Here is a 12,825-nt window from a genome sequence, read left to right as displayed (position 1 = left end):
CGTAAGCGAACCCGTCTGTAGCGTCAGCTGGGCTGCGCGGCGGGACCGGTCGAGAACGCGTCGTTGATCGAACAGGCCGCGGGGCCGAGAATGACGATGAACAGCACCGGCAGGATGAACATGATCAGCGGAATGGTCATGATCGCGGGCAGACGAGCGGCCTTTTCCTCGGCCCGCATCATGCGCTCGTTGCGGAATTCGGCCGACAGCACGCGCAGCGCGGAGGCGAGCGGCGTACCGTAGCGTTCGGTCTGGACCATGGTCGTGACCACGCCCTTCACCGATTCCAGGTTCACGCGATAGGCGAGGTTGTTGAAGGCCTTGCGGCGCTCCGACAGGAAGGACAGCTCGATCGCGGTGAGGGTGAATTCCTCGCCCAGCTCGGGATAGGCCCGCCCCAGTTCCTTCGCAACGCGGTTGAAGGCCGCGTCGACGGTAAGGCCGGCCTCCGCGCAGATGACCAGCAGGTCGAGCGCGTCGGGAAGGCCCTTGCGGATCGCATTGGTCCGTTTGCCCGCCTTGTTAGATAGGAAGATTTCGGGTCCCTTGTAACCGGCGAAGACGAACGCTCCCAGCGCCAGCACGCGCATGAACGGGCTGAGTTCCATGACGCCCATGACGTAGAACAGCAGGAAGGCCACGATACCCAGAACGACCGGCAGGATCATGCGCAGGCCGATGATGTAGACCGCCAGTTCCTTGTTGCGGTAACCGGCCCATGCGAGCTTCTGCTGGATGACTTCCAGCTGGCTCTGCTGGAGGACCTTCATGCCCTGCAGGCGGTCCTTGATCTTCTCCGTGCCTTCGGTCTTGCGGACCAGGCTCTGCCGTTTCTTGGCGGTCGACTTGACGATGCCGGCTTTCAGTTCGTCGCGCCGCTCCGCCAGCGCCTTGACGCGCTTGGCCATGGGGTCCTTGATCGTGATGGCGGCGTAGATCGCCATGACCACCGCCAGCGCGGCAACGCCGGCAAGGATCGTCCCGACGAGGACGACGTCGTATCCCAGAAGAGTGGGGCCAGAAGTCTGATTGAGCATGTCTCTGGTTCCCCGTCAGATCTCGAAGCTGACCATCTTGGCCATGATGAAGGCGCCCAGGCTCATCCAGACCATCCCGCCCATGCCGGTCACGATGAGGCGCTCGTCCTGCCAGAAATCGTCGATATAGGTCGGATTGATCATGTAGATCATGATGAACACGATGAAGGGCAGGGCACCCACGATGTAGGCCGATGCCTTGGATTCCGAGCTCATCGCCTTGATCTTGAGCTTCATCTGGCTGCGCTTGCGCAGCACGTCGGCAAGGTTGGACAGCGTTTCAGCCAGGTTGCCCCCGGTTTCGCGCTGGATGGCCAGCGTGATGCAGAAGAAGTTGAATTCCGGGATGCCGATCTTATCGGCGGCGTCCTGGAGGGATTCCTCCATGGTCTTGCCGATCTTGATGCGCTCCACGATGCCCTTGAACTCGAAGCCGACCGGCCCGGGCACTTCCTGCGCCACGACGCCGAGCGTTTCGGTCACCGGCAGGCCGGAGCGCAGGCCGCGCACCAGCAGCTCGATGGCATCCGGGAACTTGGCGTTGAACTGCGCGGTCCGCCGCTTCATGAAATAGCCCACGACCATGTGCGGCAGGCCCGCGCCGACGATCACGCCGACGCCGAGCGCGAGGAGGGCAGCCCCCGTGCGCAGGTAGATCAGGAGCGCGATCCCGATGACGAGGCCGAGCGTGGTATAGAGGTACTGGGTGACGGACCAGCCCTTGCCGGTCCGTTCCAGCCGCCCTTCGAGGGCCTGCACCCGCGAACCCGACCCTGCGACCTTGTAAGCCTTGGGCTTGCGCGCGGCGATCGCCTTCTTGAGCTGGGATTCGACCTTGGTGTCCGTGCTTTCCGAATGGCGGAACCGCACGGCCTGCAGGCGGCGCTGGCTTTCCTTGGCCGCGGAAGGACCGGCCACCAGCAGGTAGCCGACCACGATCAGGGCCATGATCCCGCCTGCTATCAGCAAGAGCTGCAGAATGTTCATGTGTCTGTCCCGATCTTTCCCAACTCGAATTCAGTCCGGACGCGGCACGGCCTCGCGGCCGTGCCCGTGCGTCATTCCACCGGTGCGGTCGCCCGGGCGCCTTCGCCCTTCTTGGCGAGCAGCGATTTCAGGTCGAAGCCGCCGAGGAGCGATTTCTTATCCGGCGTTTCCTCGCTCGCTTCCTCTTCGGAAGCACCGAAGATCCGCTTGGCCAGCTGCTTGATCACGCCGGTCGCCTTGCTGGCGCCGTTGGCGTCGACGAAGGTCTGGCCGAGCTTCGCGGCATTGGCGGCCGCCTTCATGTCGTAAGGCACGCTGAAGTCGATCTTGCGCTCGATCGAGGCTTCGAAATCGGCCTTGCTGATTTCCGCGACATTGCCCTGGACCTTGTTGGCCACGACGATCGGAACCGCATGCGGCGCGTTGGTCTTCAGCCAGGACAGGATGCGGATCGTGTCGCGGGCCGATGCCAGCGTCATTTCCACCGCCACGATGACCACGTTCACTTCGGTCAGGAGGTGCGGGAAGTTGATCAGCATGTTGCGCGGCAAGTCGATGACCGTCATTTCGAACGCCTGGCGGAATTCCTCCTCCAACTGCACGAAGGCGGCACCGTCCGTCATCAGCGGCGAATTGATCGGCGCTTCTGCGGACAGGATCGACAAATTGTCGTTCGCCCGGATCATGGCGCGTTCGATGAACAGGCCGTCGATGCGGCTCGGATTGTCGATCGCATCCGTCAGGCCGCGACCCGGTTCGAGGTCGAGCGCGAGCGCACCGGTCCCGAAATGGACGTCGAGGTCGAGGAGGGCGGTCGGCAGCTTGTGATCGTCGCTGAACAGCCACGCCAGCGACGTTGCCAGCATGGATGCACCGACGCCGCCGCGCGTGCCCACCACTGCCGTGGTGACGTGGCGCTTGATCGCTTCCGGATCGTTAGACCGCGGCGCGGCGAACACCGCCTGGGCATTCGTCAGCGCATCGCGCAACTGTCCGCCGGAAAGCGGCTTCAGCAGGTAGTCGTGGATGCCGCTCGCGATCAGGTCGCGATAGAGGCGCACGTCGTTGACCTGCCCGATGGCGATCACGACCGTGCCCGGCTCGCACACCTCGGCGAGCGCGTTGATGTCGTTCAGCGGATCGCCGCTTTCCGACAGGTCGACCATCAGGATGTTCGGGCTGGCCGAGACGGAGAGCGACTGGACGGCGTTGCGAAGGCCGCCCTTGTTGCACTTCTCCGGCGCCCAGCCCATCTCGATGACCACCGGACGCAGCACGTCAAGCGCGGCCTCGTCGCAGATGAAGGCGGCGAAGGGATCGCGATTGCCCGATCCCGAGGGTTTCCAGGGTGCGTTCATGGTCCTCAGTCTCCCGTTGCGCTCTCGGCCTGCAGGCCGCCGGCGCCGGTGGGCGCGGTTTCGCGATAGGTATCGATGGCCTTGTTCGAAGTGCTGACGACCGTGGTGCCGGTTCCGCTCTGCCCTTCGATCAGGTCCTGCGGGTTCGCGACCATGGCCGCGAGATTGGTGTTGGTCGCGCATCCGTAGTTGGACGAGGTCGCGTTGTTGTAGTTCATGTCCGACTTGGCCGACCAGTCGGGGCAGCCGGGCACGTAGGCGCTGGACCGCGTAATAACGATCCGCGTCTGTCCCGGCTCGACATAGCCGACCGTGGCGGGTGCGCCCTGTGCCACCATCACGCCGCGGCGTTCCGCGAGGCGCATGACGGCATCGCGGGTCGCGCCGCTGTTTGCCGGATCATCGATCGAGACGCGGTCTCCGTAGCCGAGGCCCATCGCCTCGAACCAGGCGTCGAGCCGTTGCTGTTCGGGAACGGTCAGGCCGCCCGGTCCGGACTGCACGTCGAGCGTGAAGTTCGTCCGTTCGACCACCGGCTGGTGGACGCTGTAGAGCGACGCGTTGTCGGGCATGCCGCCGCACGAGGCGAGGGCCAAGCCGAGAGAGACGGCGACCGCTCCGGACAGTGCGCGTTTCGGTGCAAAGGACATTGTGGTCACCTTCCTCACTTGATGCTGAAGCCGGGGCGCGCGTCGGCCTCGGCCCGGCGCCCGTTCGGGGCGGCGGCGTTGTCGTTGTTGGCGCGTTGCGGCTGGCGATTGCCCGGCAGCACGTCGTCGCTCTCGATGCGCGAGATATCCGGCTGGTTGTCGCCGGCATCACGCACAGTCGGGACCGGGCGGCTTCCGCCGGTTACGCCCGCATTGTCCTGGAACCCGAAAGTGCGGGCCAGTTCGTTGGGGCTGCGATAGGCGTCCGTAGGCAGCGCGATGTCGTTCGCGTTGACCGGCTTCACCAGGTACGGCGTGACCACGATCACCAGTTCCGTTTCGCCCTTGCGGAAGCTGGTCGAGCGGAACAGGTTGCCGATGATCGGCAGGTCGCCGGCGCCCGGCGTCTTGTCGATCGTGTTCTGCGCGCTGTTGCTCATCAGGCCGGCGATCATGAAGCTCTGGCCGGAGCCGAGCTCGATCGTCGTTTCCGCGCGGCGGACCGTCAGGGCGGGGATCTGGAAGCCCTCGATCGAGACGGCACCCTGCGAGGACAGCTCGGAAACTTCCGGGCGGACCCGCAGCGAAATGCGGCCATTGGCGAGGACCGTGGGCGTGTAGGCGAGGCTGACGCCGAACTTGCGATATTCGACCGCCGTGGTGCCGAGACCCTGGCTGATCGGGATCGGAAATTCGCCGCCCGCCAGGAAGTTGGCGGTCTCGCCCGAAAGCGCGGTCAGGTTGGGCTGCGACAGGGTGGTCACGAGACCGTCCTGCTCCGCCAGGTCGAGCGCGCCCGCCAGGTCGAGACCAAGGAAGCGGCCGAGACCGGCAAAGGTGGAGCCCGATCCGGTACCGGTGATGACGGTCGTGCCATCCGATCCTTCGGTCACGCCGGTGCCGACTGCGCCGCCGGGCGAATATTGCGGCGCGAAGCCGCGACCGGTGGTGACGCCGAACTGGAAGCCGCCGGTCGTGTCGGCGCTGAGCAGGTTCGCGCCGATTGTGCGCACCAGCGAGCGGCTGACCTCTGCGAAGCGCACCTGCAGGTTGACCTGCAGCGGCGTCGCCATCTTGAGGCGGCTGATCACGTTGGCATCGTCACCGACGAAGGCTTGGACGAGGCGCTCGGCCTCGGCGGCATCTTCGGGTGCGGCGACCGTTCCGGTGAGGAGCACGGTGTTCGTGCCCATCGTGGCGACCGAGATCTTCGCTTCGGGCATCGCCAGGGCGAGCATCTGGTCGACGCTGCCGATATTCGATCCGACGCGGACATTGGCGGACCAGACGATGTCGCCGGCGGCGTTGCTGGCATACACCGTGGTCTCGCCGCCGGCCTTGCCGAACAGGTAGAGCTGGCGCTGCGACTTGACCTGGACATCCGCGATCGCGTCGTTGGCAATGAAGACGTCCGCCATGTTGCCCGGAACGTTGACCAGCTCGCCGCGGCCGATCGACAGGACGATTTCCTGCGACGGGCTGAGGACGGTCTGGGCACTCGCGGTGCCGGTGGCGACCCCGGAGAGCGGGGCCAGTGCGAGGCCGGCCGTAAGCAGGCTGGCAGTCAGGCGACGTTTCATCGTTGTGCCCCTCGTGTTTCGTGCGGCGTCAGGCGCTGTGAAATTGGTACGAATGCTCATCTCAGCGCCCCTCGACCGGAACTTCGGTGGTCTGCTTGCCACGCGTCACACGGACCACGGGACCGGCAGGCTTGGCGGGCGCCGCATTGGCGGCCGTGCTCTGCGCGGGCTGGGTGACGGTACGCTGGTAGCTCGGATATTGCGGCGCGCTGGGCTGTTCCGCCTGCTTGGGCGGGAGGCCGCTGCGCTGGAAACGCGAGACATCGCCGCCGGTCACGAAGGACGTGCCCTTGTCGATCGGACGCGACATGGCCGCGCGGATGATGGCTTCTTCCTCTTCGGGCGTCGCGTTGTCGGGCACTTCGATGTCGCCCGATGCGATGGCCTTTTCGAGTTCGCCCTGATTGTCGGCGATGGAGCGCAGCGAGAGGCTGAGCGTGCCGATCGTCTGGGCGACGGACACCTTCTCCGCGATCTTCGGCGTGACTTCGAGGGTCACGGTGCGGAAGGCGCGGACGATGGTCTTGCCATCGACGATTTCCTGCGTGGTCGACTGGTCTGTCGCCAGCACGCGGACATTGCGCAGGATCGTCTCGGTGGCCTTGAGTTCCTCGTTCCGTTCGCGGACCGACTGGGTCAGCATCAGGTCGACGCGGTCACCCGGGAAGACGAAGCCGGCAACGCCGGTCTTGGCGGACACGGGAACGGTGATCGCCCGCATGCCCGGCCCGAGAGCCGCGGCGAGGAAGCCACGGTCGCCCGGCGCGACGAGCGAGCCCTGCGTCACCGGTTCGCCAGCCGTGATCGGATTGCGAACGACCGTGCCCAGGAGCTTGGAGATGTCGGACTCGCCGTCGAGGAAGTAGGCGTCCTGCACCAGTTCCTCGGGCCACATCTGGAAGCCGATCGCATCGGCTGTGATGATGGTGCCCACCGGCAGGCCACGCTGAGCCACGAGGACGCGCGGTCCCTGCGGTTCGGGCGGAGCCGCCTCGACTTCGGGAGCTGCTGCTCCAGCGAACAGGCTGCGCGCTGCCAGCGCGGTACCGACGGCAATGATCAATGCGCCGATCAGCAGAATCAGCTTCTTCCGGTCCATGGCTTTTCAAGCCCCCTTTTTCGACCCCACCAAAACCCCGGGGTCATTTGCGATTGCACCTGTTACGGCGCGAATGGTTAAAATCGGGTTCACCCCGCTCCGATGGCCTGGGCCGCGTCGGGCAGGTAATGCGCGTTGAGGATCCAGAGCCCGGCGGCGGAGATCGCGACCCCGTAGGGAATGGCGATCTTGTCCTTCTGCCGCCTGGCGATGTGCCAGGATCCGAAGACGATGGTGAGGATGCCGCCCAGGAGCGCCATGACGATCAGCAGCTGCACGAACAGGGTCGGCGAGACCCACAGCGCCAGCGCGGTCAGCAGCTTGACGTCGCCGCCGCCCATCCAGCCCATGGCGAACAGCCCGGCCAGTACCGCGAAGGCGGCAAGCGCGACGCCGAATTGCATTGCGACGTCCGGCCAGAGCGACAGCCCGCTGGTGATCCAGAAAAGCGGTGCGGCGAGCGCGATGCCGCCGGTCAGCCAGTTGGCGATCTTGCGCGAGCGAATGTCGGTAAACGCCGCGACCAGCAGCGCAATTGCCAACGCAATCAGCAATCCGTAGTGGATGTATTCGCCCAGCATTGAAGCCCCCAGAAAAGTCCCTTGGGTGCCGTGCTAGCGAACAGGGCTTACCAAATAGTAACCACGCGCAGGAGGCCGGTATTAGCCAAGCATCGCAAGCCGATCGCGAACCGAAAGCCTTCGACCGGCGCGCCATTCCGAACGCAGCGACCGAGGCGCGATGGACGCTGCCGGACGGGCAGGCGATCCGTCGGATCGACTGGCCCGGTGCGGCGGAAAACCCGCGCGGGTCGGTCCTCTTCCTGCCGGGACGCGGCGACCATTACGAAAAGTATCTCGAAGCGCTGGACCACTGGCACCGGCAGGGCTGGCGGGTCACGGCCGCGGACTGGCGGGGGCAGGGTGCTTCCGGCCGGCTCGGAACCGATCCGACCACCGGGCACGTGCAGGACTTCGCAAACTGGATCGACGACCTCGCCGCGTTCTGGAACGAGTGGAAGGCCGGAAATCCCGGCCCGTACGTGCTGATGGGGCATTCCATGGGCGGTCATCTTGTTCTGCGCGCGCTCGCCGAAGGCAGGGTCGATCCCGATGCGCTGGTGCTGTCGGCGCCGATGCTCGCCTTTTACGGGTCCGCCATTCCGGCATTCGCCCTGCACGGCGCGGCGCGCCTCATGACGCGGATCGGCGATCCGCGCCGGCCGGCCTGGAAATGGAGCGAGAAGCCGGGCGAGATGCCGGCCGCCAGGGCGAACCTCCTGACCCACGATCGCGACCGCTACGAAGACGAGATCTGGTGGCGCACGGAGCGGCCGGAACTCGTCATGGGGCCGGGAAGCTGGGGCTGGGTGGAACGGGCCTTCGCATCCATGCGCAGCCTCTTCCGCCCCGGCGTTCTGGAAGGCATCCGGACGCCCGTATTCCTGTTTGGCACGAGCAACGACAAGCTCGTCGACATGGCGGCCATACGGGTCGCGGCGCATCGCATACCAGATGCCGAGCTGCTGGAGTTCGGTGACGAAGCCCATCACGAGATCCTGCGCGAAGCCGATCCCGTCCGAGACAGTGCTATCGAGGCAATCGATGCCTTCCTGGATCGCACCGCACCGCCGGAATGATCTACGATTTCGCGATTGTCGGTGCCGGCATGGCCGGGGCAAGCCTCGCGGCCGAACTGGCGCCGGAGGCGAGCGTGCTGGTCCTCGAAATGGAGGAGCGACCCGGATATCACGCCACGGGTCGCTCCGCGGCGTTCTGGGAGCAATGTTACGGTGGGCCGGGCATACTGCCGCTCACCCGCGCATCCGGTCCCTGGCTGCGCACGAACGGGTTCCTGAAACACCGGGGCGCCGTCTATCTCGCCCGCGCGGAAGACCAGGCGCTAATCGACGATTTCGTGCGGCAGTTCGAAGGTCTGGGAGCCGAGTTCGAGATGATCGGCCGCGAAGCGCTAGACCGGCTCGTCCCTGGCCTGCGCGCGGACTGGGACCGGGGCATCTACCAGCCCGGCTGTTCCGACATCGACGTGGGAGGGCTCCACGCGCATTACCTGTCTCAGATGCGTTCCGGCGGGGCCCGACTGGTCTGCCGTGCCGAACTGACAGAAGCCACGCCCGGCGCATCATGGAAACTGACGACGGCGGATGGTGGGACATACGAGGCGGCGGTGCTGGTAAACGCAGCCGGCGCATGGGCCGACGATCTGGCCAAGCTTGCCGGTGTCGCGCCGCTCGGTATCCGACCGCTGCGCCGAACGGTCGCGCAACTCCGCACCGATCCCGGCCCGCCGGACGACCTTCCCCTCTGCCTCGATATTTCCGGGCGGTTCTACTTCAAGCCGGAGAGCGGCAAGCTCTGGCTCAGCCCGCACGACGAGACGCCCGATACGCCGCACGATGTCGTGCCCGAGGAAATCGACGTCGCCACCGCGATCGACCGGTTGGAAAGCGTGGTCGACTGGAAGGTCCGCGCCGTGGAACACAAATGGGCCGGCCTTCGCAGCTTCGCGCCCGATCGCCTGCCCGTATATGGGCGCGATCCGGACAATGCGGCATTCGCATGGTTCGCGGGCCAGGGCGGGTACGGCATACAAACCGCTCCGGCAGCCGCCAGCGTGATGGCGGACCACCTGCTCGATCGCGCGCCGTCGCCGCTCGCCGCCGGGATAGACCGCCGGACAAACGCGCCCGATCGCTTGCGCTGATCCGCGAGGGGCGTAAAACGATTAACCGGGTCGCGCTTTCTCAGGAGCAGGCCATGGCGCACCGTTTCGAAATCCGGAAGAACAAGAAGGGCGAGTTCGTCTCGTACTTCATGCACAACAGCGAAGCGATCTTCTGGACGGAGGGTTACAGTTCCAGGGCCGGCGCGAAGAACGCGATCGAATCGGTCCTCAAGAACGGGCCGAATGCGGATGTGGTGGACAAGTCCGCCGAATAGCCCGGTCAGAGAGCGGCGCGTTCGGCCTCGTCGCTTGCCAACCGGTCGACGCGCTCGTTCTCGGGGTGGCCCGAGTGACCCTTGACCCAGTGCCAGGATACCTGGTGGCGTTCGGCCGCTTCGATCAGTTCATGCCACAGGTCGGCATTGCGGACCGGCTTCTTGCTCGCATTGATCCAGCCGCGCTTCTTCCAGCCCTCGACCCACTTGGTGATCCCGTCGAGGACGTACTTACTGTCCGAATGGAGATCGACCTGGCACGGTTCGGTAAGGGCATTCAGCCCCATGATCGCGGCGGTCAGTTCCATGCGATTGTTGGTCGTGTCCGGATCGCCGCCGGACAGTTCCTTCTCGTGCTTGCCGAGCCGCAGGAGCGCGCCCCAGCCGCCCGGACCCGGATTGCCCTTGCAGGCACCGTCGGTGAAGATTTCCACGCGTTTCATCGTGCGAACGCTTCTGCGCCGTTTCGGCGATAGAATTCAAGACGCCGCGCGAAATCCATCGGATCCTTGCGCCGGACCAGCGCGTCGTCCGCGGTTTCCAGCCAGTCCTCGGCCCGCGATGCCACGAACCGCAACGCCGCCCCCTGCGCCAGGAGCGGCAGGTGTTGGCGTTCCTCGGCTTCGAGAGGGCGGACCGATTCGTACCCCTCGACGATGGCGGCGCCGATCCGGGGGTCAAATTGCGTGCCCGTGCGGTCGAAACTCCAGGCGGCGTGGGTCACCGCCAAGTCGTAGGCCATCGCCTCTTCGCAAGCGAAATAGAAGTCGATCAGCCCGGTGACGCGATCGCCGCGCATCAGGACGTTGTCCGGGAACAGGTCGGTGTGGCAAGTCGATCGCGGAAGCCCGTCGGGCCAGTCGCTTTCGACCTCGCGTGCGATCTCGATGATGCGGGGAAGGGACGGGTCTATCCGGGCGAGCCCAGCCTCTCCGCACTGGACCAGCGTCCGGGCGGTCGCCGCGATGTCGAGCTGGTTTGCCCGTCGCCCACCGAAGTCGCGGCTTGCCTCGTGCAGCCGTGCCAGTTGGGTTCCAACGGCGCGCGCCTGTTCTGGCGAGGGGGTATCGGGCGATACGCCGGGAAGGAATTCGATGAGGGCGACGGCCTTGCCGTCGATCTCTCGCGAGAGGGCACCCGATTTGTCATGAATAGTGCGCGGTACCGGGCAGCCCTTCGCCGACAGGTGGTCGAGCAGGCCCAGGAAATAGGGCAGGTTCCCGATGTCGATCCGCCGCTCGTACATCGTGAGGATGAAGCGGCCTTCGCTGGTCTCGACGATCCAGTTGGAATTCGAGACCCCTTCTGCGATGCCCTTGGCCGATACCAGTTCGCCGACATTGTAGGCGGAAACGAGCTCCGCGAGGTCTTCGGACGACAGGTGGGTGTAGACAGCCACGTGCGGGCCGTCAGTCCATCAGTTGCCGGGGCAGCTTGAAGACCATCTTTTCTTCGGTGGTGAGGATCGTATGTTCCTCGATTGTGCGCCATTCCGCCAGCTTGTCGACGACTTCGCGCACCAGCTTTTCCGGCGCGGATGCCCCCGCGGTCAGGCCGATCGTGCCGACGCCCTCGATCCAGGCGGGATCGATCTGGCTCGCGCGCTGGATAAGCCGTGCGTCGGTGCCGCAGCGCCGTGCGACCTCGACCAGGCGGACCGAATTGGAAGAGTTCTCCGCGCCGATCACGAGCACGAGATCACTGCCGGGCGCCACCTGCTTGACCGCCGCCTGCCGGTTCGACGTCGCGTAGCAGATGTCCTCCGCCTTGGGTCCGGCGATGGTCGGGTATTTTTCCTCGAGCGCCGCGACGATCTCGGCCGTGTCGTCGACGGAAAGGGTCGTCTGCGTCAGGTAGGACAGCTCCGCATCGTCATCGAATTCCAGCGTGGCGACGTCCTCGACCCGTTCCACCAGCGTCATCGTCCCGTCTGGCACCTGGCCCATCGTGCCGATCACTTCGGGATGGCCCGAATGGCCGATGAAGATGATGTGGCGGCCCTTTTCCAGCTGCCGTTCGGCCTGCCTGTGAACCTTGCTGACCAGCGGGCAGGTGGCATCGACATAGAGCAGCTTGCGCCGTTCGGCTTCCGCCGGGACCGACTTGGGCACGCCATGCGCGCTGAAGACGACCGGCGCATCGTCGGGCACCTCGTCCAGCTCCTCGACGAAGATGGCGCCTTTTTCGCGCAATTCGTCGACCACGTACTTGTTGTGGACGATCTCGTGCCGGACATAGACCGGCGCACCGTACCGATCGAGCGCCTTTTCCACGATCTCGATAGCGCGGTCCACGCCGGCGCAGAAGCCGCGCGGGGCGGCGATCAGGAGGGTCAGCAGCGGCTTGCCGTCATTGCTGGCGGCGTCTTGGCGAAAGGGGGCGTTCATGCCCCACCATCTAGCGCTTGCGCGCGCGTCTCGCTAGGGCTGCGCCACAAGACTGACGAAGGATACCGTTTCTATGCCATCGATGCGCACGATTTTGCCTGTTTCCGTCGCCGTGCTGGCGCTTGCCGGCTGCTCGCGCGAAGGCGAGCTCGTCGTCGATCAGGGCGTGGGTGTCGCCGCGGTGCGCACCTCCTGCCCCGCCGTCGGCATTCCCCAGTATACGGGCGACGTCACGACCTTCTCCCGGCCCGGCGACACGTCGCTCGCCAGTCTCGACGTGACGGCGACCATGACGAACCTGCGCAATTCCTGCAGCGAGACGGGCGAGCGGGTCTATACCGAGGCGACCTTCGACGTGCTGGCGCGCCGCAACACCACCGCCGGTGCGCGCACGGTCCAGATCCCGTATTTCGTGACAGTCCTGCAGGGCGGGACCGCGGTGCAGTCCAAGCGCGTCGGTCAGGTCACGGTGACCTTCGCCGACGGGCAGGACCGGGCCGTCGGACAGGGCCGGGCATCGAGCTGGGTCGACCGTTCGGCCGCGACCCTGCCGGAGGAAATCCGCGAGCGGATCACCCGTCGGCGGCGTCCCGGGGATGCGGATGCAGCGCTCGATCCGCTCGCCGATCCCGATGTTCGGGCAGCGGTGCGGCAGGCGACGTTCGAGATGCTGATCGGGTTCCAGCTGAGCGAGGACCAGCTCGCCTACAACGTCACCCGCTAGGGCGACGCGCTTCCACAATCGGGAGCGTTGGTCTAGGCGCTCC

14 protein-coding genes are annotated in these 12,825 nt (G+C 65.7%); 4 read left to right on the top strand and 10 right to left on the bottom strand.

Annotated elements, in window-relative coordinates; all coding sequences use genetic code 11:
- Nucleotides 1-23: 23 nt before the first annotated feature.
- The 7 genes from AB1K63_RS06745 to AB1K63_RS06715 form a co-directional block, all read right to left on the bottom strand.
- Nucleotides 24-1,037, bottom strand: a complete 1,014-nt coding sequence (locus AB1K63_RS06745; RefSeq protein ID WP_366959225.1) for a type II secretion system F family protein — start codon at nt 1,035-1,037, stop codon at nt 24-26.
- A gap of 15 nt (nt 1,038-1,052) precedes the next feature.
- The gene (locus AB1K63_RS06740) at nt 1,053-2,024 is read right to left on the bottom strand and encodes a type II secretion system F family protein (protein WP_366959224.1); all 972 of its coding nucleotides are present in this window, start codon (nt 2,022-2,024) and stop codon (nt 1,053-1,055) included.
- Between the two features lie 71 nt (nt 2,025-2,095).
- A complete protein-coding gene (locus AB1K63_RS06735) occupies nt 2,096-3,382 on the bottom strand; it encodes a pilus assembly protein CpaE (RefSeq protein WP_366959222.1) in 1,287 nt (428 codons plus the stop codon).
- A gap of 5 nt (nt 3,383-3,387) precedes the next feature.
- The gene (locus tag AB1K63_RS06730; RefSeq protein WP_366959220.1) at nt 3,388-4,032 is read right to left on the bottom strand and encodes a CpaD family pilus assembly protein; all 645 of its coding nucleotides are present in this window, start codon (nt 4,030-4,032) and stop codon (nt 3,388-3,390) included.
- A 14-nt stretch (nt 4,033-4,046) separates the two neighbouring features.
- The gene (locus AB1K63_RS06725) at nt 4,047-5,612 is read right to left on the bottom strand and encodes a type II and III secretion system protein family protein (RefSeq protein ID WP_366959219.1); all 1,566 of its coding nucleotides are present in this window, start codon (nt 5,610-5,612) and stop codon (nt 4,047-4,049) included.
- Between the two features lie 61 nt (nt 5,613-5,673).
- Nucleotides 5,674-6,711, bottom strand: a complete 1,038-nt coding sequence (cpaB, locus tag AB1K63_RS06720) for a Flp pilus assembly protein CpaB (RefSeq protein WP_366959218.1) — start codon at nt 6,709-6,711, stop codon at nt 5,674-5,676.
- Nucleotides 6,712-6,800: 89 nt separating this feature from the next.
- The gene (locus AB1K63_RS06715) at nt 6,801-7,292 is read right to left on the bottom strand and encodes a prepilin peptidase (protein ID WP_366959216.1); all 492 of its coding nucleotides are present in this window, start codon (nt 7,290-7,292) and stop codon (nt 6,801-6,803) included.
- Nucleotides 7,293-7,372: 80 nt separating this feature from the next.
- On the opposite strand from AB1K63_RS06715, the gene AB1K63_RS06710 reads away from it, so the two are divergent.
- Genes AB1K63_RS06710 through AB1K63_RS06700 form a run of 3 tightly spaced genes read left to right on the top strand, consistent with a single transcriptional unit; the run spans nt 7,373 to nt 9,671 of the window.
- Complete coding sequence (locus AB1K63_RS06710; protein ID WP_366960660.1) at nt 7,373-8,350, top strand: alpha/beta hydrolase; 978 nt, start codon at nt 7,373-7,375, stop codon at nt 8,348-8,350.
- Nucleotides 8,347-9,435: an FAD-dependent oxidoreductase gene (locus AB1K63_RS06705; protein WP_366959214.1), complete on the top strand. Its 1,089-nt coding sequence runs from the start codon at nt 8,347-8,349 to the stop codon at nt 9,433-9,435. Before AB1K63_RS06710 ends, AB1K63_RS06705 begins: the two co-directional genes overlap by 4 nt.
- 53 nt (nt 9,436-9,488) lie before the next feature.
- Entirely contained in the window at nt 9,489-9,671 is a 183-nt protein-coding gene (locus AB1K63_RS06700; protein WP_366959213.1) for a DUF1508 domain-containing protein, read from the top strand.
- Between the two features lie 5 nt (nt 9,672-9,676).
- Here the strand turns inward: AB1K63_RS06700 and rnhA are convergent, their stop codons facing one another.
- The 3 genes from rnhA to ispH are packed head-to-tail and all read right to left on the bottom strand — an operon-like array spanning nt 9,677 to nt 12,058.
- Complete coding sequence (rnhA, locus tag AB1K63_RS06695) at nt 9,677-10,114, bottom strand: ribonuclease HI (RefSeq protein WP_366959211.1); 438 nt, start codon at nt 10,112-10,114, stop codon at nt 9,677-9,679.
- Nucleotides 10,111-11,070: a homoserine kinase gene (locus AB1K63_RS06690; RefSeq protein WP_366959210.1), complete on the bottom strand. Its 960-nt coding sequence runs from the start codon at nt 11,068-11,070 to the stop codon at nt 10,111-10,113. The genes rnhA and AB1K63_RS06690 overlap by 4 nt, the downstream gene beginning before the upstream one ends.
- A 10-nt stretch (nt 11,071-11,080) precedes the next feature.
- Nucleotides 11,081-12,058, bottom strand: a complete 978-nt coding sequence (gene ispH, locus AB1K63_RS06685; protein WP_366959209.1) for a 4-hydroxy-3-methylbut-2-enyl diphosphate reductase — start codon at nt 12,056-12,058, stop codon at nt 11,081-11,083.
- Nucleotides 12,059-12,131: 73 nt separating this feature from the next.
- Between ispH and AB1K63_RS06680 the strand changes: the two genes are divergently transcribed.
- Nucleotides 12,132-12,782 carry a hypothetical protein gene (locus AB1K63_RS06680; RefSeq protein ID WP_366959208.1) on the top strand — a complete coding sequence of 217 codons (651 nt, stop codon included), beginning with the start codon at nt 12,132-12,134 and terminating at the stop codon, nt 12,780-12,782.
- Nucleotides 12,783-12,825 lie beyond the last annotated feature (43 nt).

This window comes from Qipengyuania sp. JC766 (assembly GCF_040717445.1).
Taxonomy (GTDB): domain Bacteria; phylum Pseudomonadota; class Alphaproteobacteria; order Sphingomonadales; family Sphingomonadaceae; genus JC766.
Note: the sequence above shows the minus strand (reverse complement) of the source record. Positions and strands in the feature narration are given on the sequence as shown.

What these genes read in the sequence shown, in the direction of transcription:
- AB1K63_RS06745 (WP_366959225.1), bottom strand. Translation starts at nt 1,037, where the DNA reads ATGCTCAATCAGACTTCTGGCCCCACTCTTCTGGGATACGACGTCGTC.
- AB1K63_RS06740 (WP_366959224.1), bottom strand. Translation starts at nt 2,024, where the DNA reads ATGAACATTCTGCAGCTCTTGCTGATAGCAGGCGGGATCATGGCCCTG.
- AB1K63_RS06735 (WP_366959222.1), bottom strand. Translation starts at nt 3,382, where the DNA reads ATGAACGCACCCTGGAAACCCTCGGGATCGGGCAATCGCGATCCCTTC.
- AB1K63_RS06730 (WP_366959220.1), bottom strand. Translation starts at nt 4,032, where the DNA reads ATGTCCTTTGCACCGAAACGCGCACTGTCCGGAGCGGTCGCCGTCTCT.
- AB1K63_RS06725 (WP_366959219.1), bottom strand. Translation starts at nt 5,612, where the DNA reads ATGAAACGTCGCCTGACTGCCAGCCTGCTTACGGCCGGCCTCGCACTG.
- cpaB (WP_366959218.1), bottom strand. Translation starts at nt 6,711, where the DNA reads ATGGACCGGAAGAAGCTGATTCTGCTGATCGGCGCATTGATCATTGCC.
- AB1K63_RS06715 (WP_366959216.1), bottom strand. Translation starts at nt 7,292, where the DNA reads ATGCTGGGCGAATACATCCACTACGGATTGCTGATTGCGTTGGCAATT.
- AB1K63_RS06705 (WP_366959214.1), top strand. Translation starts at nt 8,347, where the DNA reads ATGATCTACGATTTCGCGATTGTCGGTGCCGGCATGGCCGGGGCAAGC.
- AB1K63_RS06700 (WP_366959213.1), top strand. Translation starts at nt 9,489, where the DNA reads ATGGCGCACCGTTTCGAAATCCGGAAGAACAAGAAGGGCGAGTTCGTC.
- rnhA (WP_366959211.1), bottom strand. Translation starts at nt 10,114, where the DNA reads ATGAAACGCGTGGAAATCTTCACCGACGGTGCCTGCAAGGGCAATCCG.
- ispH (WP_366959209.1), bottom strand. Translation starts at nt 12,058, where the DNA reads ATGAACGCCCCCTTTCGCCAAGACGCCGCCAGCAATGACGGCAAGCCG.
- AB1K63_RS06680 (WP_366959208.1), top strand. Translation starts at nt 12,132, where the DNA reads ATGCCATCGATGCGCACGATTTTGCCTGTTTCCGTCGCCGTGCTGGCG.